Source organism: Priestia sp. JV24 (assembly GCF_025910025.1).
GTDB lineage: Bacteria > Bacillota > Bacilli > Bacillales > Bacillaceae_H > Priestia > Priestia megaterium.
The window spans coordinates 26,222-49,365 of record NZ_JAPCIN010000002.1 but is presented as its reverse complement, the minus strand read 5'-3'; the positions used below and the strand labels follow the sequence as shown (position 1 = coordinate 49,365).

The 23,144-nt window shown below is 38.4% G+C and carries 22 protein-coding genes and 2 tRNA genes; 2 read left to right on the top strand and 22 right to left on the bottom strand.

Annotated elements, in window-relative coordinates; all coding sequences use genetic code 11:
- Nucleotides 1–207: 207 nt before the first annotated feature.
- The 15 genes from lysS to spoIIE form a co-directional block, all read right to left on the bottom strand.
- Nucleotides 208–1,692 (bottom strand): lysine--tRNA ligase, encoded by a 1,485-nt coding sequence (gene lysS, locus OK414_RS00360; RefSeq protein WP_013054894.1) that lies wholly within the window; start codon nt 1,690–1,692, stop codon nt 208–210.
- A gap of 272 nt (nt 1,693–1,964) precedes the next feature.
- Complete coding sequence (gene folK, locus OK414_RS00355) at nt 1,965–2,510, bottom strand: 2-amino-4-hydroxy-6-hydroxymethyldihydropteridine diphosphokinase (RefSeq protein ID WP_016762715.1); 546 nt, start codon at nt 2,508–2,510, stop codon at nt 1,965–1,967.
- Nucleotides 2,511–2,870 (bottom strand): dihydroneopterin aldolase, encoded by a 360-nt coding sequence (gene folB, locus OK414_RS00350; RefSeq protein WP_016762714.1) that lies wholly within the window; start codon nt 2,868–2,870, stop codon nt 2,511–2,513. It lies immediately after the preceding gene.
- Nucleotides 2,871–2,891: 21 nt separating this feature from the next.
- Nucleotides 2,892–3,755, bottom strand: a complete 864-nt coding sequence (gene pabC, locus OK414_RS00345; protein ID WP_263046179.1) for an aminodeoxychorismate lyase — start codon at nt 3,753–3,755, stop codon at nt 2,892–2,894.
- A gap of 4 nt (nt 3,756–3,759) precedes the next feature.
- A complete protein-coding gene (pabA, locus tag OK414_RS00340; RefSeq protein WP_013054890.1) occupies nt 3,760–4,341 on the bottom strand; it encodes an aminodeoxychorismate/anthranilate synthase component II in 582 nt (193 codons plus the stop codon).
- Nucleotides 4,342–4,343: 2 nt separating this feature from the next.
- On the bottom strand, nt 4,344–5,759 hold the full coding sequence (pabB, locus tag OK414_RS00335) for an aminodeoxychorismate synthase component I (RefSeq protein WP_095380454.1): 1,416 nt from the start codon (nt 5,757–5,759) through the stop codon (nt 4,344–4,346).
- 97 nt (nt 5,760–5,856) lie between these two features.
- The gene (gene cysK / locus OK414_RS00330; protein ID WP_034654934.1) at nt 5,857–6,795 is read right to left on the bottom strand and encodes a cysteine synthase A; all 939 of its coding nucleotides are present in this window, start codon (nt 6,793–6,795) and stop codon (nt 5,857–5,859) included.
- A 201-nt stretch (nt 6,796–6,996) separates the two neighbouring features.
- On the bottom strand, nt 6,997–7,875 hold the full coding sequence (hslO, locus tag OK414_RS00325) for an Hsp33 family molecular chaperone HslO (RefSeq protein ID WP_013054887.1): 879 nt from the start codon (nt 7,873–7,875) through the stop codon (nt 6,997–6,999).
- Nucleotides 7,876–7,887: 12 nt separating this feature from the next.
- A complete protein-coding gene (locus OK414_RS00320) occupies nt 7,888–8,655 on the bottom strand; it encodes a type III pantothenate kinase (protein WP_013054886.1) in 768 nt (255 codons plus the stop codon).
- Nucleotides 8,656–8,872: 217 nt separating this feature from the next.
- A complete protein-coding gene (gene ftsH / locus OK414_RS00315; RefSeq protein ID WP_013054885.1) occupies nt 8,873–10,783 on the bottom strand; it encodes an ATP-dependent zinc metalloprotease FtsH in 1,911 nt (636 codons plus the stop codon).
- A 93-nt stretch (nt 10,784–10,876) separates the two neighbouring features.
- Nucleotides 10,877–11,416, bottom strand: coding sequence for a hypoxanthine phosphoribosyltransferase (hpt, locus tag OK414_RS00310; RefSeq protein WP_013054884.1), 540 nt, complete (start codon nt 11,414–11,416; stop codon nt 10,877–10,879).
- Between the two features lie 27 nt (nt 11,417–11,443).
- Nucleotides 11,444–12,820 (bottom strand): tRNA lysidine(34) synthetase TilS, encoded by a 1,377-nt coding sequence (gene tilS, locus OK414_RS00305; protein ID WP_013081349.1) that lies wholly within the window; start codon nt 12,818–12,820, stop codon nt 11,444–11,446.
- 96 nt (nt 12,821–12,916) lie between these two features.
- Nucleotides 12,917–13,882 carry a protein kinase domain-containing protein gene (locus tag OK414_RS00300; protein WP_034654932.1) on the bottom strand — a complete coding sequence of 322 codons (966 nt, stop codon included), beginning with the start codon at nt 13,880–13,882 and terminating at the stop codon, nt 12,917–12,919.
- Nucleotides 13,851–14,600, bottom strand: coding sequence for a VWA domain-containing protein (locus OK414_RS00295; protein WP_256656515.1), 750 nt, complete (start codon nt 14,598–14,600; stop codon nt 13,851–13,853). The genes OK414_RS00300 and OK414_RS00295 overlap by 32 nt, the downstream gene beginning before the upstream one ends.
- 63 nt (nt 14,601–14,663) lie before the next feature.
- A complete protein-coding gene (spoIIE, locus tag OK414_RS00290; protein ID WP_013054880.1) occupies nt 14,664–17,141 on the bottom strand; it encodes a stage II sporulation protein E in 2,478 nt (825 codons plus the stop codon).
- A 312-nt stretch (nt 17,142–17,453) separates the two neighbouring features.
- Between spoIIE and OK414_RS00285 the strand changes: the two genes are divergently transcribed.
- Together OK414_RS00285 and OK414_RS00280 are read left to right on the top strand one after the other, a co-directional pair.
- Nucleotides 17,454–17,527 (top strand) — tRNA-Met (locus tag OK414_RS00285).
- Between the two features lie 10 nt (nt 17,528–17,537).
- Nucleotides 17,538–17,609: transfer RNA gene (locus tag OK414_RS00280), tRNA-Glu, on the top strand.
- 120 nt (nt 17,610–17,729) lie between these two features.
- Here OK414_RS00280 and OK414_RS00275 read toward each other — a convergent pair.
- From OK414_RS00275 to OK414_RS00245, 7 genes are all read right to left on the bottom strand, one after another.
- The gene (locus OK414_RS00275) at nt 17,730–18,197 is read right to left on the bottom strand and encodes a S1 domain-containing RNA-binding protein (RefSeq protein ID WP_013054879.1); all 468 of its coding nucleotides are present in this window, start codon (nt 18,195–18,197) and stop codon (nt 17,730–17,732) included.
- 88 nt (nt 18,198–18,285) lie between these two features.
- Nucleotides 18,286–18,657, bottom strand: coding sequence for an FtsB family cell division protein (locus OK414_RS00270; protein WP_013054878.1), 372 nt, complete (start codon nt 18,655–18,657; stop codon nt 18,286–18,288).
- Between the two features lie 4 nt (nt 18,658–18,661).
- Nucleotides 18,662–19,285, bottom strand: a complete 624-nt coding sequence (yabQ, locus tag OK414_RS00265) for a spore cortex biosynthesis protein YabQ (protein ID WP_025753169.1) — start codon at nt 19,283–19,285, stop codon at nt 18,662–18,664.
- Complete coding sequence (yabP, locus tag OK414_RS00260) at nt 19,282–19,587, bottom strand: sporulation protein YabP (RefSeq protein WP_013054876.1); 306 nt, start codon at nt 19,585–19,587, stop codon at nt 19,282–19,284. The genes yabQ and yabP overlap by 4 nt, the downstream gene beginning before the upstream one ends.
- 99 nt (nt 19,588–19,686) lie before the next feature.
- Entirely contained in the window at nt 19,687–19,953 is a 267-nt protein-coding gene (locus OK414_RS00255) for an RNA-binding S4 domain-containing protein (protein ID WP_013054875.1), read from the bottom strand.
- Between the two features lie 20 nt (nt 19,954–19,973).
- Nucleotides 19,974–21,434 (bottom strand): nucleoside triphosphate pyrophosphohydrolase, encoded by a 1,461-nt coding sequence (gene mazG, locus OK414_RS00250; protein ID WP_013081346.1) that lies wholly within the window; start codon nt 21,432–21,434, stop codon nt 19,974–19,976.
- Between the two features lie 12 nt (nt 21,435–21,446).
- Nucleotides 21,447–23,051 carry a polysaccharide biosynthesis protein gene (locus OK414_RS00245; RefSeq protein WP_263046180.1) on the bottom strand — a complete coding sequence of 535 codons (1,605 nt, stop codon included), beginning with the start codon at nt 23,049–23,051 and terminating at the stop codon, nt 21,447–21,449.
- Nucleotides 23,052–23,144 lie beyond the last annotated feature (93 nt).

The following is a 23,144-nucleotide window of genomic DNA, read 5'->3' as shown; positions in this document are numbered from 1 at the left end:
CCGCCGCTCTTAAGCGACTTTACTATCTTATCAAGTTATTAACGTAATGTCAATAACTTTTTTATTTCTTTTTGTTGTTTTCGCTTGTCTGCGTTAGCAACAGATATAAATATACCAAATCATTTTTATAAAAACAAGAGGTGAATTAAAAGTTTAAATTTTCTAATATTATTAACTAAAAAAAAGATGGCCGTAGCCATCTCTTTTTTAGCGTTGACGCATATGTGGAAATAATAGTACATCACGGATTGACGGTGCATTTGTTAGTAACATAACAAGGCGGTCAATACCGATTCCTAGACCACCTGTAGGTGGCATACCATATTCTAATGCCTCAATGAAGTCATCATCCATCTCATGTGCTTCATCGTTTCCTTGTTCTTTCTCTTTCAACTGAGCTTCAAAGCGCTCACGTTGGTCAATTGGATCATTTAGCTCTGTAAATGCGTTCGCGTGTTCACGCGCAACGATAAACAGCTCAAAACGGTCAGTAAAACGCGGATCTTCCGCATTTTTCTTAGCCAATGGAGAGATTTCTACAGGATGTCCGTAAATGAACGTTGGTTGAATTAACTGCTCTTCTACTTTTTGTTCAAAGAATTCGTTTACAATATGTCCATATTGCATATGTTCAGTGATTTCTACCCCGTGTTCTTTTGCTAAAGCACGAGCTTCTTCAACAGATGTTTCTCCCCAGAAGTCTACGCCCGTATATTGTTTAATAGCATCGACCATATGAAGTCTTGTCCACTCTGGAGTTAAATCCACCTCTTGATCGCCATACTGAATCTTTGTTGTGCCAAGTACTTCTTGCGCAATGTGTGCAATTAAGTTCTCTGTTAAAGCCATGATGTCTTTGTAGTCCGCATACGCTTCGTACAATTCGATCATTGTAAATTCAGGATTGTGACGTGTAGATACACCTTCATTACGGAATACACGGCCAATTTCATATACTTTTTCTAATCCACCTACGATTAAACGTTTTAAATGAAGTTCAATCGCAATACGCATATAAAGTTCCATATCAAGCGCGTTGTGGTGTGTCACAAACGGACGAGCTGCTGCTCCACCTGCGATTGAATGCATCATCGGTGTTTCAACTTCTAAATATCCATGATTATCTAAGTAACGGCGCATCGATTGAATAATACGGCTTCTTGAGATGAATGTTTGTTTACTTTCTGGATTTGTAATTAAATCTAAGTAACGTTGACGGTAGCGCTGTTCAATATCTTTTAAACCATGATATTTATCTGGAAGTGGACGAAGCGCTTTTGTTAGTAACGTAAAATCTTTTACTTTAATAGAAAGTTCGCCAACTTTTGTTTTGAATAAAACACCTTCAACCCCTACCAAGTCACCGATATCTACGCTGCTGAAGATTTCGTACTGTTCTTCGCCAATTGCATCTTTACGTACATAAAGCTGAATTTGTCCTGTTAAATCTTGAACGTGAGCGAAACCTGCTTTTCCTTTTCCACGCTTTGTCATAATACGACCAGCTAGTGACACAGGTACTTCATTTTCTTCTAACTGTTCTTTTGTTAACTCGTCATACTCACTAATTAATTGCTGTGATGTATGTGTACGTTCAAAACGTTGACCAAACGGATCAATACCTTGATCTCGTAGGTTGCTCATTTTTTCGCGACGAACGAGAAATTGATCATTTAATTCTTCATGACTCATCGTTTACTCATCTCCATCGTATAATTAAGTTTTCCGAAACAGAAAAAAGGCCAGCATGTTTACTGGCAACTACTACGTTTCTTTAAAATTATTATAGGTTCAGTCGTTTCTCTATGTCAAATCGCTTTATTCTTGCTTCGCTTCTCTTTTTCTTCGATTTCTCTAACAAGCTACCGAATAAACCAACAACCTGCGAACCCAAACCTCAAAGTTTTCACTATGAACTCTACTTTACGCCAATATAAAAATGAATCAACTAATAAGATTCATTTTCACTTATGTAAATCATTACGATTATTTTCGAACATATCTAGTATACCCGTTGTTTGCTCTCGAAATAATTTTACATCTTTTAAATCTGATAAACGTGTTGTGATGGTTTCAACTTTTTCTTCTGCTACAGGGAGAATAAGAGATGGAGCTAGTTCGTTTAGAGGAACCATCACAAACGCTCGTTCAAACATTCGGGGATGAGGGACGCTCAGTCTATCCGTATGAATGATTTCATTACTATAAAGTAAGATATCTAAATCAAGGGTTCTAGGTCCCCATACAATCTCTCTTTTTCGGCCTGCCGTTTGTTCAATGGCTTGCAAACAATCTAAAAGGTGCTCTGACGAATACGTTGTTTGTATTTTTACTACCATGTTTAAAAAGCTTGCTTGATTCGTATACCCGACCGGGGCCGTTTCATAAACAGATGAAACAGCCACTACCTTAATCTCAGAGTGTTTCATCAAGCCAGTAACTCCTGACTTCAAATGTTCCATTCGATTTTCAATATTTGATCCTAATGCAATATATACTTCTGTTGTCATTCAACGGCTCCTTTTAATTTCAATAGCTACCGATTGATAATAACCGGGAATTGGCGGATCCGGCTTATATACCTTTACTGTACAAGCCTGCACGAGTTCGTAATTAGAAAGCAATTCAGATGCAATCGTTTCAGCCACCGTTTCAACTAACTTGAACGTGCGCTTCTCTACAACTTCCTGGCATGTTTGGTATAAATCTGCATAGCTCACCGAGTATTCTAAATTGTCCGTAGTACCAGCTTGCTTTAAATCCAGTTCCACAGCTAAATCCACGTGAAAACGCTGCCCTAATTTATTTTCTTCTGGAAATACGCCATGATAACCATAGAAACGCATATCATTCACATAAATTTTATCCATCTTTAGTCTCTCCTTTCGCTTTTATACATGTAGCTCGTGTCGACTCATTAGCGACATCGTGTAAGAGCGATACTCTTTTTGCAACTGAGCTGTCAGCGTATGGTCTCCTACTGAAAACTGCTTATCCTTTATACTTCGAAGAGGTACGATTTCTTGAATAGAATTTGTAAGGAAAGCTTCATCCCCCTCCAAGAGGTGTTCCACTGTAAATAAGCCTTCTACAACTTCTATGTTTTTCTTTTTTAAAAGCGTAAAAATAAACTGTCTCGTAATTCCATTTAAGATACCTGTTTCAAGAGACGGCGTATATACGCAATCACCTTTTACAAAAAATAAATTGGACACAATACCTTCGGCTAAGAACCCTTCTTTTGTTAAAAAGATACCCTCTTTATTTAAGTCTGAACCAACTTCTCGCTTAGCTAGTACATTATTTAAATAATGATGAGACTTTAACCTCATGGTTCCTTCAGGCGTATTTCGTTTCGTCTCAAGAATAAGCCCCTCTTTTACAAGGGGGCTCGATGGATGAGGCATTGATTTCATATATACGATTGTAGATGGCTTGTCGTATTCTTCCACTTGCAAGCCAATTCCGCCATTTCCTGCTGAGACATTTAATCGAACATACGCATTTCTCTCATTGTTGTTCATTAACAGACTATTAATGATTTCCAACACGTCCTGTGTAGAGTAGTCCCATACAATATTTAATTCACGTAAGCTGCTATGCAGTCGATCCAGATGGTCTTCCACTAAAAATGGATGACCTTCATAAACTCGTAACGTTTCAAACAGCCCTAGGCCATACATATATCCGTGATCAAACGGAGAAATAGTGGCTTCAGACGCAGGCTTTACTTCGCCATTTACGTATATATACATATCATTACACTCGCTTTTTTTCGTAAGTTTCAATAAAATTCTTCAGCATTTCTTTACCGTAAGAAGTCATGATAGATTCAGGATGGAACTGTACTCCTTCAATAGGTAATGATTTATGGCGAATCGCCATAATTTCATCTTCTGCTGTCCACGCTGAAATTTCAAAGCAATCCGGCAGTGAACTTTTTTCTACAATCAAAGAATGATATCGCGTTGCCGTGAACGGATTATCAAGACCTTTAAAGATAGTACGGCCATCATGATGCATTTCAGATGTTTTACCGTGCATTAATTTATCCGCACGAATCACATTCCCTCCAAAAGCTTGCCCAATTGACTGATGCCCTAAGCATACGCCGAATATTGGAATCTTACCTGCAAAATACTCGATGGCTTCTAGACTGATTCCCGCTTCGTTAGGACTGCATGGTCCCGGGGAGATCATCAAGAAATCTGGATTTAGCACTTCAATTTCAGAAAGTGTAATTTCATCATTTCTTTTTACAAGAAGCTCATGCCCTAGCTCACCTAAATACTGTACTAAATTAAACGTAAAAGAATCATAATTATCAATCATTAATATCATCTTTACTCACCCTCACTCAGCTCATTTTCGCTCTGCTCTTTTGCTTTCCATAGTGCAATTGCTTTTTTCAGTGATTCTTTGTATTCGTGTTTCGGATTTGAATCAATCACAACACCCGCTCCAGCCTGCACATAAGCTTGGCCGTCTTGAATAATCATAGTGCGAATCGCAATATTTAATTCCATATCTCCATTAAACCCAATCCAACCAATCGATCCTGTATAAATTCCTCGTCGAACTGGTTCAAGTTCTTCAATGATTTCCATTGTACGAACTTTAGGTGCTCCAGTAATCGTTCCTCCAGGAAAAACCGCATCTACGATATCTACAAAATCTTTGTTGCGCGCGAGCTTGCCTTTTACATTAGACACAATATGCATCACATGTGAATATTTTTCAATAACCATAAACTCGTCAACATGCACAGTACCATATTCGCTTACTCTACCAAGATCATTACGCTCCAAGTCAACAAGCATCACATGCTCTGCACGCTCTTTTTCGTTATGAATAAGCTCATCCGCTAACTGTTGGTCTTCTTGATCACCCTTACCGCGGGAGCGTGTTCCCGCAATCGGTCTCGTACTGATTTCATCACCGGCTTTTTTCACTAATAGTTCTGGTGAACAGCTCACAATGTGAAATTCTTCTGTCTGCATATAAGACATGTAAGGAGACGGGTTAATTTTTCGTACCTGTTCGTAGATATGCATAGGATGAGTTTGAAGCTGTTGAGACTGTCGAACAGATAAGTTCACTTGAAACACATCGCCTTGCCCGATATACTCATGTACGCGAGTTGTGGCATCTGAAAAAGCAGCTTCAGACATCGAAACCTCACTCTTTTCGGCAACACGATGAATCCGCTCATATGAGAGTCCTTCATCACTTGCCTCCATCCAGTCCTTTTTGTATTGATCAATACGCTTATGTGCCTGCTCTTTACAATCTGCTTCGTCATTAACGATAATCCAGAGCTTTTCCTTTTCTTGATCGTATACAAATACGTCATCGAAAATAAGAAAATAAACGTCCGGCGTTTTCAATGAATCTTCAGCAAGGTCAGGTATGGTTTCTACATAGCGGATATAATCATAGCTAATAAAGCCAATTGCTCCACCTTGAAAAGGAGGAAGATCTGGATTCACCTCTGTTTCAAACTTCTTCATCCAGTCTCGCATAAGATGAAGCGGATTACCTTTTTGAACAGTAGTTTGGTCATCCGTTTTGATATGAAGCTCGTTTTGTTCGCCTCGCAAAATGGCTACAGGTTTTAATCCCATCATTTGAAACTTTCCGCCTCGACCGCTTTCAAGCAGGATATGATTCGATTCCTCTTTTGACAACTCTTGATATTTTTTGAACCATTGGTTTTTAGAGATAGAAATAGATTCGCCCCAAGTCATTCTTTGCTGCATTTGTTCACTCTCCTAAAAATAAATCACCTGCTTTCATTTTACATGATTCTTAGATGAAAAAAAACAGCTTCATGTAGAAGCTGTTTTTTTATCGTTTTTATGCTTGTGTTTGTTCCTCGAATTGGAACAATGGAGTACTTAGGTAACGCTCACCATTACTTGGAATAATCGCTAACACTTTTTTACCTTTTCCAAGCTGTTTTGCAGCTTTTAACGCAGCATAAATCGCAGCCCCAGAAGAGATACCTACTAGTACACCTTCTGTTTTTGCTACTTTACGGGCATATTCAAAAGCTTGATCGTTTTGAACAGCGACAACTTCGTCATATACTTCCGTGTTAAGCGTATCCGGAATAAAGTTTGCACCAATTCCTTGAATTTTATGAGGCCCTGGTTGACCACCGCTTAAAATCGGAGAATCAGCTGGCTCTACCGCATAAATTTTGATATTTGGGTACTTTTCTTTTAACACTTCACCAGCACCTGTAATAGTCCCGCCAGTACCGATACCTGCCACAAATCCATCTAGCTGATCGCCAAACTGCTCGATAATTTCTTTAGCCGTTGTTTGACGGTGCACTTCTGGGTTCGCCTCGTTTTGGAACTGCTGAGGAATAAAGTAGCCGTGCTCTTTTGCAAGCTCAGTTGCTTTATTAACCGCCCCTTTCATTCCTTCTGGACCTGGTGTTAACACTAACTCTGCACCGTATGCACGAAGCAGATTACGACGCTCAATACTCATCGTTTCAGGCATTGTTAAAATAGCACGGTATCCTTTTGCTGCAGCTACCATTGCTAAGCCAATTCCTGTGTTACCACTTGTTGGTTCAATGATTGTGTCGCCAGGTTTTAACACACCTTTTGCTTCCGCGTCTTCAATCATCGCTAATGCGATACGATCTTTTACGCTGCTTCCCGGGTTCATAAATTCTAATTTTAAATATACATCCGCCATATCTTCTTCAACTAGACGGTTTAGTTTTACGATTGGTGTTTGACCAATTAACTCTGTAATTGAATTTGCAATACGTGCCATATGACCACTCCTAATACCAACTAATTTTATTGATTTTGTATACAATTTATCAGATGTTTTCTAAATTGTCAATCATTTTGTCTTTCCATTTACCTAATTTTGTTATATTTTTAGATCAATATATACAGAAATAGAACTTAATATCTATAAAAAAAGGCGCTCATTTATAAAATGACGCCTTTTAAGAATCTTTTATTTCATTTAAATTGCTTGTTCTTTCATTTCTTCAAGCTGCTTTTTATCAAAACGATAGGTCTCATTACAGAAATGACACTGGGCTTCAGCTTGGCCGTCTTCCTCAATCATCGATTGAATCTCTTCTTGTCCTAAACTGATAATAGCATTGGCAATTCTTTCTTCTGAGCACTGACATTTGAACTCTACAGGCATTGTCTCCAGAAACTTCACATTTTCTTTTCCAAGAACTTCTTCTAAGATTTCCTCAGGAGAAAGACCTTTTTGAATCAGCTTTGAAATTGGTTCAATCGTCTGTAATCGTTGTTCAATAGCTGTAATCGTTTTATCATCTGTTCCCGGCAGAAGCTGAATGATAAATCCGCCCGCAGCTAAGATCGTGTTATCAGGGTTAACAAGTACACCTACACCTACTGAAGATGGGACTTGTTCAGATGTCACAAAATAATACGTGAAATCCTCTCCTAATTCTCCCGATACAATAGGTACTTGTCCGTTAAATTGATCACGCATTCCGATATCTTTTACGACACTTAGCGTGCCATCTGTACCTACAGCACGTGCTACATCTAATTTCCCATGCTGATTTAAATCGAAGTGCGTTTGTGGATTCGTTACATATCCACGCACTTCCCCTTTAGCATTGCTGTCTACTAAAATAACGCCAATTGGGCCGCGGCCTTCAATTTTAATTGTTAGCTTTTGCTCACCCTTTAGCATAGCCCCCATCATGACTCCCGCAGTCATTGAACGCCCCAATGCTGCAGAGGCTGTAGGCCATGTATAGTGACGGCGCTGCGCTTCTCCAACTGTATCCGTTGTTTTTACTGCATAAGCGCGAACTTGACTATTGTAAGCTAATGCTTTTACTAAATAGTCACCCATAATATACACCTCTTACTCCATATTTTTTGTATAAATTATTTGCAATCCTTTTAAAGTCAAAAATGGATCCACAATATCAATAATATCCGACTCTTTAGCAATCAATGTTGCGAGTCCTCCAGTAGCAATAACTTTAGGATTTACTGTTGCTTGCTCTTTCATTCTTGCTACAATTCCTTCTACTTGTCCAACGTATCCATATAAAATACCTGCTTGCATCGCAGATACTGTATTTTTTCCCACAATGCTATTTGGTCGCGCAATTTCAATTCGCGGAAGCTTAGATGCTCTTGAATAAAGAGCTTCTGTCGAAATATTAATACCAGGGGCAATCGCGCCACCCATATATTGCTTATTTTCATCAATATAGCAATATGTGGTTGCGGTACCAAAATCAACGATAATTAAAGGGCTTCCATATAGCTGAATTCCAGCAACAGCATTTACAATACGGTCTGCTCCCACTTCACGCGGATTTTCATATTTAATATTTAAACCCGTCTTAATTCCAGGACCAACAACAAGCGGCTTTAAATGAAAATACTTTTGACACATTCTCTCCAATGCAAACATAATAGGAGGAACAACAGAGGAAATAATAATACCATGAATATCTTTAAAAGATAAACTAACGTGCTCAAGCAAGGCTTTAATTGTCATGCCATACTCGTCTTCTGTTTTATTACGGCTTGTTTCTACACGCCAGTGATACTTCAATTCATCTCCATCGTATACACCTAATACCGTATTCGTATTTCCAACATCTAATACAAAAATCATTTCAATCACCACTTTATATAAATTCAGTATTCACACTGAAACCATCATACCATAACTGGTAAATAGACGTGTATATTCTAGATAAAATAGGAATATAATGACACGATTCTCTAGTGGATATCCTACTTATCCACCATATATACGAAAATCTTTTACCAAACCTAACTTTTGCCCATTAAAAAATCAGTGGAGAATATCTCCACTGATCTTTATTGTCTTATGCTTTTGGCTCTTCATCGTCTGTCTTTGTTTGGATGTTTACTTTAACATCTTCATCTGTTACGTGACTAGAACGGTCTGGAAGAGTTCCATGATCTACTAAGTGGTTGATTTGCTCAGCGTCTAACGTTTCTACTTCTAACAATGTTTGAGCTACAAGCTCTAACTTGTCACGGTTTTCCGTTAAGATCTGCTTCGCACGCTCATAGCTTTCTTTAATGAAACGTTGGATTTCATTATCAATTTCATGAGCAATCGCATCACTGTAGTTTTGTTCACTGTGTAAATCACGACCTAAGAATACTTGGCCTTGTTGTGATTGACCGAATTGCATTGGTCCTAACTTTTCACTCATACCGTATTCTGTTACCATTTTACGAGCGATGCTTGTTGCACGCTGGAAGTCATTATGAGCACCTGTACTCACTTCGCCGAAAATAATTTCCTCAGCTACGCGACCACCAAGCAATCCAACAATTTTATCCAGCAGCTCTGGCTTCGTCATAAAGTAGCGATCCTCTTTTGGTAACATAACAGCATATCCACCAGCTTGCCCACGTGGAACAATGGTTACTTTATGTACCATATCAGCTTCGTCTAATACGACACCGATAATTGTATGTCCTGCTTCATGATAAGCAACAATATTGCGTTCTTTTTTAGAAATAACTCGACTTTTCTTAGCTGGACCTGCAATTACGCGGTCTGTTGCTTCGTCAATGTCAACCATTTCAATTTTCTTTTTGTCCTGTCTAGCAGCTACTAAGGCAGCTTCGTTTAACAAGTTTTCGAGATCTGCACCTGAGAAACCTGGCGTACGCATAGCAATTGCTTTTAAGTTTACTGATTCATCTAAAGGCTTATTGCGAGCATGTACTTTAAGCACTGCTTCACGGCCATTTACATCTGGACGATCTACCGTAATTTGACGGTCGAAGCGGCCTGGACGTAATAACGCTGGATCTAAGATATCCGGGCGGTTTGTTGCTGCAATGATAATGATACCTTCGTTAGCACCAAAACCATCCATCTCAACAAGCAATTGGTTCAATGTTTGTTCACGCTCATCGTGTCCGCCACCAAGACCTGCGCCACGTTGACGACCTACAGCATCGATTTCATCAATAAAGATAATACATGGAGCATTCTTCTTCGCATTTTCGAATAAATCACGAACACGAGAAGCACCCACCCCAACAAACATTTCAACAAAGTCTGAACCACTGATAGAGAAGAAAGGAACGCCTGCTTCACCAGCAACAGCTCTTGCTAATAATGTTTTACCAGTACCAGGAGGTCCCACAAGTAAGACACCCTTCGGAATTCTTGCACCTAGCTCTGCGAATTTACGAGGATCTTTTAAGAACTCAACAACTTCCACAAGTTCTTGTTTTTCTTCGTCTGCACCAGCTACGTCTTTAAATTTAACCTTCTTCTTTTCTTCGCTGTAAAGCTTAGCCTTACTTTTACCGAAGTTCATAACGCGGCTTCCGCCACCTTGAGCTTGGTTCAGTAAGAAGAAGAATAGGATGAAAATAATAACAAACGGAATGATTGACGTAAAGAACGTTACCCAGCCGCTTGTTTCATCAGCAGGTTTAAAATCAACTTCTACTTGATTATTTTCTGAAGCAGCGTCAATCCGATCAAGTGCTTTGTCACCATCTACGATGTAAGTTTGGAACGTTTGATCCTTTTTATAAGAATCTAACTTCCCTTGCACAACATACACGCCTCTTTCAGGCTTCATAGAGAGTGATTTCACATCACCTTTGTCTAAGTGTTGAACAAATGTATCGTATCTCATTGGTTCTGCTTTTTGATTAGAGCCACTAAAGAAGCTTACCACGCCAATAATGACTAAAAATATAAGTAAATAAAAGATGGTATTACGGAAGATCCGATTCATTTCTTACCTCCTCCCACGATAAACAAATACTGTATTCAATACTAACATAGAACATTTATCCTATCCAATAAATTGCACTTGGATATGTGCTTATTAATTGCTGTATACTTGCGGTTTAAGAACCCCAATATACGGCAGGTTACGATATTTTTCTTGATAATCTAATCCATACCCTACTACGAATGCATCAGGTACTTCAAATCCAACGTAATCTGCTTTAATAGATGCTTTACGACCTGTTGGTTTGTCTAAGAGTGTGACAATCTTAATTGACTTAGCTTTACGGTACTTGAATAACTCTACAAGATAGCTAAGCGTTAAGCCGCTGTCGATAATATCCTCTAAGATAAGAATATCTCGACCTTCAACTGATGTATCTAAATCTTTTAGGATTTTTACTTCACCAGAAGAAACCATTGCATTGCCATAACTTGATACATCCATAAAATCCATTTCTAAATATGTATCAACACGCTTAATTAGATCAGACATAAAAGGCATAGCGCCTTTTAATACACCGATTACCAAAGGAAAACGGTCAGCGTATTCCTCAGATAATAGCTTACCCAATTCTTTTACTTTCTGTTGTATTTCTTCTTCTGAAATCAAAATTTCTTGAATATCCTGCTTCATTCCTTACTTGCCTCCTAGAAGTTTTCGCTACTTATAGTATAAAATAACATATCTGGACTTATGTGTATGCAGTTCATAAGCAGATTTTTTCAAACCAGGTAGCCACAAAATAGTTCCTTGGCTATCTTCCACTACCGGCCAATGATCTCTGAAGTGTAAAGGGATTTTTTCATCGATAAAAATATCCTTTACTTTTTTATGTCCCTTCATGCCCTTTACTCGCATTTTATCGCCATTTTTTCGTGTCCTTACCTTTAATGATTGTAAATCGTGAGCTTCATCTAAAAGAAAAACATCGTTTCCTTTTATATCTTCGACTTTATTATGTATTTCACAAATAAGCTGGTGACCATTTGGAAGCTCGACGACCCCTGGAATCGGAACAATAAATTCATATGGCTCGATGTTCCCCTCATTAAAGGTGAAAAGACAGTCGTTGTAAGATCGGATAATACGTAAACCATTTGGAAAGTCAAGCGTCCCAGACGGTTTTTCACTTTCGCAAAATCCTACTAACATGTCAACATGCGCTGAGGAAAGGGTTGGAGGAATTTCTTTATAGAGATAGTTTAATATTAGTTGAATACCACGCCTTTGTAAAGGCTTGCGTATCCTTAGAAAACAATCTCTATCGATGAGAATTTCATTTTGCAATTTCTTTCTCATTACTTTATTCATCACATCGGTCGTTAATTCCTCTAAGTATGCTTGATCTTCATGCAAGTTCTCGCTAAATTGTTGAAATTTTTCATGTACAGCTGCGTTTTCTTGCTTTAAAAATGGCAAAACGTAATGACGAAACCGATTTCTCGTGTACGAGTCTTTCTCATTACTCGGATCAATCCGAGGGGTAAGCCCATGTAGCTTACAGTAGCGATTGATTTCTTCTTTCGTTACGGCTAGGAACGGCCTAATAATAAATCCATCCGCATATGGCCGCTTGGGCTGCATCCCTGCGTATCCATTCATCGTACTGCCTCGGACCATTCGCATTAACATCGTTTCAATCTGATCATCTCCGTGATGTCCTAATGCAAGAAAATTTGCTTTGTGCTTCTTCATAACATGAGTAAAAAATGTATAGCGGCATTCCCTGGCTGCTACTTGAGAAGATAACTTTCTTTCCTTCTGATAGGCAGTAACATCAATCTGCTTCGCCTCACATTTAATATTCAATTGTTTGCAGTAGTTCTGCACATATTCCATATCTTGCTGTGACTCTTCGCCCCGGAACATATGATCAACATGAGCAGCAATAATCGTGAGAGATTTTTGCTCTTTCAGACTCCATAAGAAATGCAGCAGTGCTAAAGAATCAGGACCACCAGAAATACCTACAACCACTGTAGAGCCTGCGGATAATAACTGATGTTTTGTCATAAAATTGTTCACTTGCTTTTCCATAAGAATGACTCATCCTTATAATGTACACGCAATAATGTATCATTAATTTACTTTATACGAATGACTATAAGGAAAGTTTCACAATTTCTCCAAACTTTATAGCACTTGAATAAATAGATACAAAATATAAATCAACATTACAGACGTACAAAGTAGTAGCGTCTCTAACACGTGAGAACGCTTCTTCTTTACTTTAACACGAGGGGCAGACGGTTGACGAACGTTTTGAGGCTTTGTTCCTTTACTTTTTGCCCCTCTTCTTTTTTCGACCGATAACACCTCTGTTTTCATTTCTTTAGCTGACTTATACTTTCCCGTAACCGCTTGATACAAAACGTCCCCGAAAGGTTCCAACTGCTTTGTTGTTAATATAAATTGTTTTAATTGTTCAGCCGGTTTGTCCGTTTTATTAATTCGCTTGCCATAAGCTGCGTGAATCAAAACCATAGATACAGCAAACAAATCATAGGTTGGTTCTGCTTTTCGGGAGCCAAGCCCCCAGTGCGCTCGATCATAAAAGTCGGTGAATTCTTTTATTGACCGCCCTTGCAGAGTTGTTCCTCCTACGTCAATCCATCGAACTTTTACGGGGTTAGATGTTACGACCAGGTTTTCTGGTTTTAAATCACCAAATACCCATCCTTCTTCATGAAGGTTTTCTAAGTCTGTTAAGAGCTGACTTGCAAATACTTGCAGCCATTCTGTCCCTCTTGTTGAGATAAAGGAAAGGAGAGGCTGCCCTTTCACATACTCCATTACATAAAAAGAAAGAGCATGAGAACCGTAGCTCCAATCATCTACATCAAGTAAGCGTGGTCCTAGCACTTTGTCTTTGACTTGAGAGAGCTTTTTTAACACATTCACTTCTGCTGTAACGGACATGTTGGAAAAGCTTATTTTTAACGCTGCTAGCGTTCCGTTTACTAATTGAACTAAATAGACAACTCCAGTTGCCCCCACGCCTAATTTCTCAAGAATTTTATAATGGACGTGATGCCATTTTCCTTGAATTTCTGTTCCCGGAGATAGGTTACATACCTGATTCTTCAATGTATTGTTCATTATTTTTTAACAACCCTCTCAATGAGCGCTTTTTGGTGAAATAATGAGTAGCCTCTTTGATAGCCGGTCCAGTAGGCGTAATACCTCCTGCTGTTAGTTTCGGAAAAATCGTTGAAAGCGACTCTAACCTTGGATTCCAGTCCATTAGCTTCTCTACGTCTTTCTTTTTCCCAGGAAATAAAAAGATTGAAAATTGATTATGCCCCATGCGAGCATTCAAGCTTAACGATAAATCTAACAGCGACTCCTTTACAGTAGGAAGCTTATTTTTCATACTTCCGCTCATGTCAACTAAAATAAGAATCTCTAAGTCAACCGTTTCCCCAAGTTCATCAACAACTTCCATGATTTCTCCTCGCTTCTCAGGAGATAACTCTTCTAATCTTGAATTAGAGGAACCTAGAATTTGCTGAAGTTCTTTATTTACAACACCTTGAAGTGTTTGCGTCATTGCCTGCCTTGTAACCATTTGAACAGTTTGAGATAGCTGTTTTACGTAAACAATTTGACTCACGCCACCGCCTGACATGGCAATGCCTTCTATTTCATTCGTACTTTGCTCATCAATTGTGTCCTCTTCCATCACACCAATAACGTTTACACTAATCCCTTGTTCTTTAGCTAGTGCTGCCATTGCTACCGGATCTTCACCTGTATTCGAACCACCGTCCGTAATGACCAACATCTGTTTCAATGTACCTTTTTTCATAAAAAAAATCCCCTCCTCATTATCAGTATTAACATGATAGACGAGGAGGAGATAAAATATACTTCTATCTAACTATTGTGCTTTTTTACGATAAGCGTAAGAAGGAATCGATGACCATTTCGGGGTATTGTGCTGAAGCTTTGCCACAACTACCGTCATATCATCTTCAATTAAACCTGATTTTGTTCGAATAACTTCTTCCATAATTAAGTCTGCAATTTCTTGTGGATCGTTTGTTTGAAGCTCGCCAATTTTTCGCTTCATCCACATTTCGTAGTTCTCAACGTGTTTTGGTCCTTCAAATACGCCATCACTCATCATAATTAATAAGTCTTCGGCCTTCATTTGTTCATTCACAACATCGACTTCAAATTCTTCAATAATGCCCATTGGCAAATTGCTTGCCTGTATTTTAATCACCTTATCTCCACGTTTGATGAAGCTTGGCGTAGAACCGATTTTCAAGAAGTTTACATTGGCATCTTGTAAGTCGATCATCGCTAAATCTAACGTAGAAAAGATCTCATCGTTTGTACGCAGCGATAAAATAGAGTTAATCGATTTAATTGCAATTGTCTCTTCTATTCCTGTTTGTAAAATTTGTTTTAACAGCTGAAGCGTTTCGCTGCTTTCATAGTGGGCACGCTCTCCATTCCCCATACCATCGCTAATAGCTAGTGCATACTTACCAGCGTTTAGCTCAATCATGGAGTAGCTGTCACCGGATACAAACCCTCCGCCTTTAGCAGCATGTGCTACGCCTGTATCAACAACGTACGCTTTTGTACAGCCAAACGAAACGTGGCAATAGCCTTGAGGATATTTAGCACATTCTTCGTTCTTTACTACAATACTTTCACCTAAAATATCTGTAAGCATTGGCGCAATAATCTTCTCGCATTCTCCTCTTCCGTGACAATATGGCACCCACATTTCAATATCTACATTTCCAGGTTCTAAGCTATAAATTTCAATTTGATTGATTTCCATCCCAAAGTTACGAAGAGCTTCTAAAATCTGTTCTTCTTGTACATTTAAATTTTCGCGCTCTCGCTTAATTTCTTTTGCAAAATTTCCCATGACTTCAGAAACACCGTGAAGCTGTTCTGCTACAATCCTTCTACTTTCTTGAATTTGGGCTTTTAAGTGCTGATTCGCTTTAAAATACGTAAGTTCATGCTCAATCACATCGATGACTTTTTTCGATTTCACACAATGTTTGTCCATTTCTCGAATTAGTCTTGGATTTTGTTCAAGAGTGCCATTATCAACTTCAAGCATAATTTCCTTCATATATTCATAGGTTGTATCAAACTGCTGTGCCCAACATTGTTCTTTTTTAAAACAAAATTGGCATGTCCTTTCGGTAACGCTGCTTAAGAAATAATCAACTTCTTTATCGGCGCTTGGCTTTTCATCATAAAACCCATTTTGCGTAAAGCTTTTGGAAAGTGCTTGAAAAACATTTGAGAACTGTTCTACGCGATTCGCTGTTACATCTCGGATCTTACGCACGTACTGCTGTTGTTCAAGCATGTTTTCAGATGTCCCTGGTACTAGTTTACTCAAGTTTTTCAAAACAAAAGATGGGGTTAATAAAAATAGGACAACAGCCGTCAGTGATTCATACAAATTAGTCGTCAATCCTTGATCAGCCTGAGCATATAGGCCGATTAGCAATGAACCAACAACCAGCCCAAGAGCTGCCCCTAGCTTTTTACCGTCTTTTAAAAGTCCTCCAAGTAAGCCGGAAAAGGCGAGTAAACTCATTTCGTACAAACTAGAAACATTCGCGAAGCTTAAAATTAAACCGGTTACGACCCCTACCGTAGCTCCTATCGTGGGGCCAGATACAAAAGCAAAAACTAATACTAAGTAACGAGATAATATATGTTCAGCCGAAAGCCCGTAAATCATCCACCCTATTGTCCCCGTCATAACAGATGCCAACAAAATAATTAGAGAAATCACTTCTTCTGTTTTTAATGATTGTTTTCGCTTTCGGTATGAAATTAAAGGCACGCTTTGTAAGAAAATCATAGTTAAGATAAAGCTCAACCCTGCTTCTACTGCCACAAATGTAAAATCATACATGGTGAATTCCTTGGTAAACACATAAAAAATAGTTAGTTTTGTAAGTAACATCGCGCTAAATACAGTGAACGGCAGCTTTTTTAACGGATCCATTGTCAGTATGCCGCTAAATCGATGAATTAGTAAGAAAACAAATAGTGTAGCAAATACGGTACCTCCATTTTGAATGGAAACACTAAATGCCCCTGCCAATACGGCTAAACTTGCCAATGGTGCTTTTTCTTTCTTTATAGCCATTACAGCTGCAAAGAATGGCAAAGCAAATGGCATGATTTTCATTAAAATTAACGCTCGTCCTAATAAAAAACCTACGACTAGCAGCAACAATCCCCATTGAAATAACACCTTTTCCGTTTTCATACCCGCCTTTGTAAACACACGGGACATTTCTAATCTAGTTCGGTTAAATACCGCCTCTGTTGTTGGACTTGCAAAATCTCTTTCCGTCTTTTGCATTCTCCCACCACCCGCTAATTATACTTATTCATTATTATATCGCGACGAAAGGTGAAATTTTGTCAAACGGACTAGCAAAATACCTATAATCGTTCGACTATTTTCTAGTATTATATTGAAAACTATACAAAAAGATGTACAATCTTACATGGCAATTTAAAAAATATCAGAGATACTGTTTGCCTCAGAGAAAGCCTATGATCATCATTCTTTTTTAAAAGCAAATAATAGTCTATAAAAATAACAAAAAAGTTATTGACAATAACCCTTCTTTTTTATATCATTATAAATGTCTTTTAGAGAACGTATAATGGCGGTGTAGCTCAGCTGGCTAGAGCGTACGGTTCATACCCGTGAGGTCGGGGGTTCGATCCCCTCCGCCGCTACTCGAATAAAGGCCCGTTGGTCAAGCGGTTAAGACACCGCCCTTTCACGGCGGTAACACGGGTTCGAATCCCGTACGGGTCATCAAAAAGCATGTACAACAGTACATGCTTTTTTTCTACTCTTTTTTACATATAAAAAAAGCACCTTTTAGATAAAAGGCACTTTCCAAAAACTCGCTATCTATTTGATATAAGCAGCAAGTTAACCGCGTTTTGCACCGCGTCCACCGCGTTTTGATTCGGTATGGCGTTTTAGGGAAGATAAACGTTCTTCACTGTCTTTTAAGAAACGATTCATTTTTTGTTCGAATGTTTCTTTTGTACGGAAATCATTACCGCCACCACGATTGTTATTACGTTGTGGGCGTGAATCACGTGGACGGTCTGAGCGTGGCGCTCTTGCAGGACGCTCTGGTCTTTCTGGACGTTCTGGTTTGTCTACCGCTTTCTTAATTGAAAGACCAATTTTACCATCTTTCTCAACGTTAATTACTTTGACTTCAACTTCGTCGCCCACTTTTAAATGGTCGTTAATGTCCTTTACGTAATTATCAGCTACTTCACTGATATGAACCAAGCCTGTTGAACCTCCTGGTAACTCAACAAAAGCTCCAAAGTTCGTAATACCTGTTACCTTTCCCTGTAACTTGCTGCCTACTTCGATTGACATAAAAAAAATGCTCCTCCTTAAATGATAAAAGAAATCAATTTATTATATTATACAAAAAGCAAAAATACACTGTCAACGAACCATACGTTTAGTCTTTTTTTACATTAAAGATAATTTCCCCGTCTTCTGATAAAAAATAATCTCTGCGGGCAATCTTTTTAATATAATCATCGTCATTTAACTTGACGATTTCACCTTTTAACTGTTTTTGCTTGCTTTGTAATTTTGTCAGCTGCTGTTCTAATTTCACCTTCTCAGCTTTTTTGTTCTCAATAGCTGAGGTTTGCGTAATTAAAGCTGATACCATCAATCCACCAATGATTAAGGCCAACACTCCGAAAACAGTCAAACGCCTAATTAAACCGATACGCTTTCGATCTGTATTTTGTTTAATTTGCTCTTGTTTATGGCTATAATCAGTATTTAACTTCGCGACCTTTTTTTTTCGTACCGCACTCATTGAATTAGTCGTCCCCCTTGTTTTTTAAAGTGTTCACCCATGCAACAATTCTCATTATCATATTCTTTGCACGATTGTAAATTCCTTCTATATACCGAAAACCCATATGTAAAAATCGTTTTACAGGTTTAGGCATCATTCTCCAAAATACGAAAAGAAGCCACCTGGTCGGTACGTAAATAAGCTTTAGACAGAATACGAGCAGCTTATGAACAGCTCGGTAGATCCCTAAAGCGACTACAACTAAAATATGAATAAAGAAGCGGATAGGCTTGACCAAAAAAATATTACTAAGCGTTAGAACACCTCGATATAAACTTAATACGCTCGAGACAGTAAATGTTAATACTTTTAAATACAGTGATTGAAATAAGCTTTGATACGCGGCAAAGCCGCAAAACAAAGCAAGAAACGCATACAAACGCAGTTCTCCTTCATTCACTAAAAACAACACATAAAAAATGAGAAGAGCTTGCACCATCCAAAACAACACGTCATTCACAAATACAAACCATGGGCGTGATTTAGAGCGATTAACAAAGTAACGATAAGTATCGAGAGAAGCACCTAAACCGCTTCCCATCGATACCATCGCAAGCATTGTATAGAGCTGAATGTTTAAACTCATCGAAACAACTTACTAAAGAATCCTTTAGCCTTCTCCGATTGGTTCTCATCTAAGTAAACTATATCAAAGATTTTTCCTTTTATCGATACAATTCCTTGATCAACGTCTAAATTTTTCATTTGCAGGTTTTGCCCTCTAACTGACAAGAAACCCATCACTGTTTCAAGTAAAAATTCCTCATTGTCAAAGCTCTCTACCTGCTTCACACCCGTGATATCTAAGAGACGCCGACCCTTCATCACTAAATCATGATTTGGAGTATGGTCTTTGTTTGAATTGCTTGTTTCGTAAAATTGGCTCATATCTTCATCCCCACCTCATTCATTAAGAGCATTCGCTCTTGTTATCTGTTGTTTAAAACATATGAATGAGAAAGGTGATTTAGAACAAGCCTTCATCAGTTATACTTCAGATGAAATACGCTCTTCTTTGACAATTGAGTATAAATTAGCTGCTTCTTCTTTTTTAGCTGCTTCTTGAAGAGCCTCTATTTTAACGGTAATTTTCTTCGTGCCAAATGTGATCGCTAACTCATCTCCTACTTTCACATTTGTGCTTGCTTTTGCAACAATACCATTAATGGTAATACGGCCCTTGTCTGATACTTCTTTTGCTAATGTACGGCGCTTAATTAAACGTGATACTTTTAAAAATTTATCTAACCTCATAATTCCCTCACCTTTCTGTTTTACAAACCTGTTTTTTTGGCGTCTTCCCAAAATTCATCTAACTCTTCTAACGAAAAAGATTCAAATGGTTTTTCAGAAGCTCTCACTTTTTCTTCAATATATTGAAATCGATTTAAAAATTTTGTATTCGTTTTAGCTAATGCGGCTTCAGAGTCAATTTTATAAAACCTTGCAATATTCACTAAAGCAAATAAAATATCTCCAAATTCATCGCTCATTTTTTCTTTATCAGCATGCTGTACTTCCTCTTGGAATTCAGCAAGTTCTTCCTGTACTTTTTCCCACATAGGTTCAACTTCTGACCAATCGAAACCAACTTTTGCAGCTTGTTTTTGGTATCCATGCGCTTTCATTAAAGAAGGCATAGCCCCAGGTACAGAAGCTAACAGAGAAGAAGGTTCCTCTCCTTTTTCTTCTTTTTTGATTTCATCCCAATTTTTTAAGACCTCATCTGCATCATTCACGCTCACTTCCCCAAATACATGTGGATGGCGTCTTACCATTTTCTCTGAAACACTGCGAATGACATCATCAATTGAAAACATTCCTTCATCTTCACCGATTTGGGCATGAAGCAATACTTGCAGCAATACATCACCGAGCTCTTCAATCATATTATCGTCATCTTGACGGTCAATTGCATCTAATAACTCATATGACTCTTCTAGCAAATAGCGCTTGAGCGATTCATGCGTTTGTTTTTGATCCCAAGGACATCCGTTTGGCCCTCTGAGCGTGGCAATAATCCTTCTGAACGAGTCAAATTGATGATATAAAATTGTTTCGTCTGCTACGGGAGGCACATAAATAGTCGTTAAGTTATTGAGCGACATTTCTCTATCTAATTCATACAGCTTGACCGGCTGGATTTTTTCTTCACTGCTTCCTGCTGCTGTTACAATATAAACGAGGTAATCATCAGGAACGTGTTCCATCAGCGTTAGCTTTACCTCTGAAGCAACGAACTGATCGTACACTTGAGCAATTAGAACATGACCGGTTAACTCTATTTCGCTTCGCTTTAAATCTGTTCCGTCTAGCAGCTGAAATCCTTCGATAGGATCGATCTTTAGCGCACCAAAAATTGGGTCTAAGAAGCTTTGTCCTCCTTTAATTTCAACAGGAATGCCTCGTTCTTTTCCTTTTTGTAAAAGTAATTGAACCGTACGTTCTGCCACTAAAGGGTGCCCAGGAACGGCATACACCACTTCTTCTATTGAAGCTTTATCGATTAAATCATTTGATATATGTTCATATACCTCTTCAAATGCATCATAAGATTCGTATACGTCATCATAGGATACATACGTCAAGCCTTCACTTTCTAATTCTTTGATTACAGGATGTTCTTTTGTGCGCATATAAATATGCTTTTCCTGCTGTAGCAAGCGATAAATGCCTACAGGTAGCTGTTCTAAATCGCCTGCTCCTAAACCAATAACTGTTACTTTACCTGTCATTGCTTCACCTTCTTATTTATTTTTTAATACGTATTTAGCTAAAACACTTCCCATTGGAAGTAAACGTAATTCCTCTTCGGTAAAAATGTGTTGTTTCATAATGATAAACAAATAAAACAAACCGCCTATTAAAACACCAGCTCCTGTTTCAACCACTTGTTTGCTTGTATCTAAACCATTAGACCATACAAAGTGATGTAAACAAAATAAATAGCTTTGCAAAAGAACGACCATTGCTATGCCCGTTATAAAAATACCTCCACTCACCTTTTTCGGAACAAGAGGTACAGCTAACTTTTTATACAGACTAAATAGATTGATTGCTGCAACGATAGCGAATCCAGCTGAGGAAGCAATGGCTGCTCCTATGGTTTGAAAATCTGGTATTAGCCAAAGATTCAATATCAGTTTGACTGCCATGCCAGCGATGACGGCTATTACAGGCGCGAAAACAGCTCCCATCCCCTGCAGCACAGCTCCAGCAGTTGCTGCTACTGTTGTAAATATAACTAACAAGCTCAAAATTTGTAAAACGTCCGTTCCGTGGGAGTCACCGTATAAAAGCATATTAATGGGTTTCATCAGCGCAATCAAGCCAAAAGCTGCTCCAACTCCGACTACAAGCGATAGACGGAGAGACAGCTGAACTTTTTCAACCACAAATGACAAGTTCTTTTTCGCAATGGCTGAAGAAATAACAGGTACAAGCGAAAGCGAAAAAGCTGTACCTACTACTGTACCTAATTGAATCAACGGAAGACCGCGGTCGTAAATACCTTTTAAAATTTGTGCTGCTTCTTCAGCTATGCCGTGCGCCGTTAGACTAGAATATAAAGTAAAGGAGTCAATAAGCTGGATAAACAGCAGACCCATACCGCTAATACAAATTAATAAACCTTGAATAACCAGGACTTTTACTATTTTTTTGACGTCTGCTTTCTTTATGCGTTGAAACATTCCCTTAGAATTTGTCTTTGTTCTAAAAACAAATAAAAACAAAACAATAAGAGATGTTAGACCGCCTGTTATGGAGCCAAAAATTGCTCCCGCCCCCGTAGTATAAGGACCATATCCATGGTGCACAAAGAAAATAGATAGATACAAAATAGTCCCTACTCGCACAACTTGTTCTGCGATTTGAGACAGCGCTGTAGGAAACATATTATATAATCCTTGATAATAACCACGAATAACAGCAATAAACGGAATAAGTAAAAAGGAAAATGAAATAATTTCAATGAGAATCGTTAACTCCCGATCTCCCATCCACTCGGCGATTGTTTCTGCAAAGATATATTCGAGCGCAAATATCGTGCAGCCTACTACAAACAAAAAAGCAAATGAAACTTGAAGTATTCCCCGTATTTCCTTTCTCCGGTTTGTTGCCCCATAATCAGCTACTAACTTTGAAATAATTACAGGGAAACCATATGTACCTAGCTGTAGCGCAATTCCATATAGCGGATAAACTTGCTGATAGATATAAAACCCTATATCTCCCGCAATATGGTGATATGGAATACGATAAGTGGCACTTAAGATTTTCGTAAATAAACCTGCGAGCGTTAAAATAATGGCGCCGTTAAAAATAGAATAGAGCTTTGATTGTTTCTGCATTCCTACACCTTTCACCTGCAGCTTGTAATGATGTGAACAACTCTTTTTATTAGCCGCTAACCGCAATAGAATAGAGCTTTGTTCTTATAAAAC

What these genes read in the sequence shown, in the direction of transcription:
- yabP (WP_013054876.1), bottom strand. Translation starts at nt 19,587, where the DNA reads ATGAGCCAATTTTACGAAACAAGCAATTCAAACAAAGACCATACTCCA.
- pabA (WP_013054890.1), bottom strand. Translation starts at nt 4,341, where the DNA reads ATGATATTAATGATTGATAATTATGATTCTTTTACGTTTAATTTAGTA.
- cysK (WP_034654934.1), bottom strand. Translation starts at nt 6,795, where the DNA reads ATGGCACGTATTGCAAATTCAATTACAGAGTTAATTGGTCAAACACCA.
- folK (WP_016762715.1), bottom strand. Translation starts at nt 2,510, where the DNA reads ATGACAACAGAAGTATATATTGCATTAGGATCAAATATTGAAAATCGA.
- OK414_RS00245 (WP_263046180.1), bottom strand. Translation starts at nt 23,051, where the DNA reads ATGCAGAAACAATCAAAGCTCTATTCTATTTTTAACGGCGCCATTATT.
- spoIIE (WP_013054880.1), bottom strand. Translation starts at nt 17,141, where the DNA reads ATGCAAAAGACGGAAAGAGATTTTGCAAGTCCAACAACAGAGGCGGTA.
- OK414_RS00270 (WP_013054878.1), bottom strand. Translation starts at nt 18,657, where the DNA reads ATGAGTGCGGTACGAAAAAAAAAGGTCGCGAAGTTAAATACTGATTAT.
- yabQ (WP_025753169.1), bottom strand. Translation starts at nt 19,285, where the DNA reads ATGAGTTTAAACATTCAGCTCTATACAATGCTTGCGATGGTATCGATG.
- tilS (WP_013081349.1), bottom strand. Translation starts at nt 12,820, where the DNA reads ATGGAAAAGCAAGTGAACAATTTTATGACAAAACATCAGTTATTATCC.
- pabB (WP_095380454.1), bottom strand. Translation starts at nt 5,759, where the DNA reads ATGCAGCAAAGAATGACTTGGGGCGAATCTATTTCTATCTCTAAAAAC.
- OK414_RS00320 (WP_013054886.1), bottom strand. Translation starts at nt 8,655, where the DNA reads ATGATTTTTGTATTAGATGTTGGAAATACGAATACGGTATTAGGTGTA.
- OK414_RS00255 (WP_013054875.1), bottom strand. Translation starts at nt 19,953, where the DNA reads ATGAGGTTAGATAAATTTTTAAAAGTATCACGTTTAATTAAGCGCCGT.
- OK414_RS00300 (WP_034654932.1), bottom strand. Translation starts at nt 13,882, where the DNA reads ATGAACAATACATTGAAGAATCAGGTATGTAACCTATCTCCGGGAACA.
- hslO (WP_013054887.1), bottom strand. Translation starts at nt 7,875, where the DNA reads ATGGGTGACTATTTAGTAAAAGCATTAGCTTACAATAGTCAAGTTCGC.
- ftsH (WP_013054885.1), bottom strand. Translation starts at nt 10,783, where the DNA reads ATGAATCGGATCTTCCGTAATACCATCTTTTATTTACTTATATTTTTA.
- hpt (WP_013054884.1), bottom strand. Translation starts at nt 11,416, where the DNA reads ATGAAGCAGGATATTCAAGAAATTTTGATTTCAGAAGAAGAAATACAA.
- folB (WP_016762714.1), bottom strand. Translation starts at nt 2,870, where the DNA reads ATGGATAAAATTTATGTGAATGATATGCGTTTCTATGGTTATCATGGC.
- lysS (WP_013054894.1), bottom strand. Translation starts at nt 1,692, where the DNA reads ATGAGTCATGAAGAATTAAATGATCAATTTCTCGTTCGTCGCGAAAAA.
- mazG (WP_013081346.1), bottom strand. Translation starts at nt 21,434, where the DNA reads ATGACAGGTAAAGTAACAGTTATTGGTTTAGGAGCAGGCGATTTAGAA.
- OK414_RS00275 (WP_013054879.1), bottom strand. Translation starts at nt 18,197, where the DNA reads ATGTCAATCGAAGTAGGCAGCAAGTTACAGGGAAAGGTAACAGGTATT.
- pabC (WP_263046179.1), bottom strand. Translation starts at nt 3,755, where the DNA reads ATGTATATATACGTAAATGGCGAAGTAAAGCCTGCGTCTGAAGCCACT.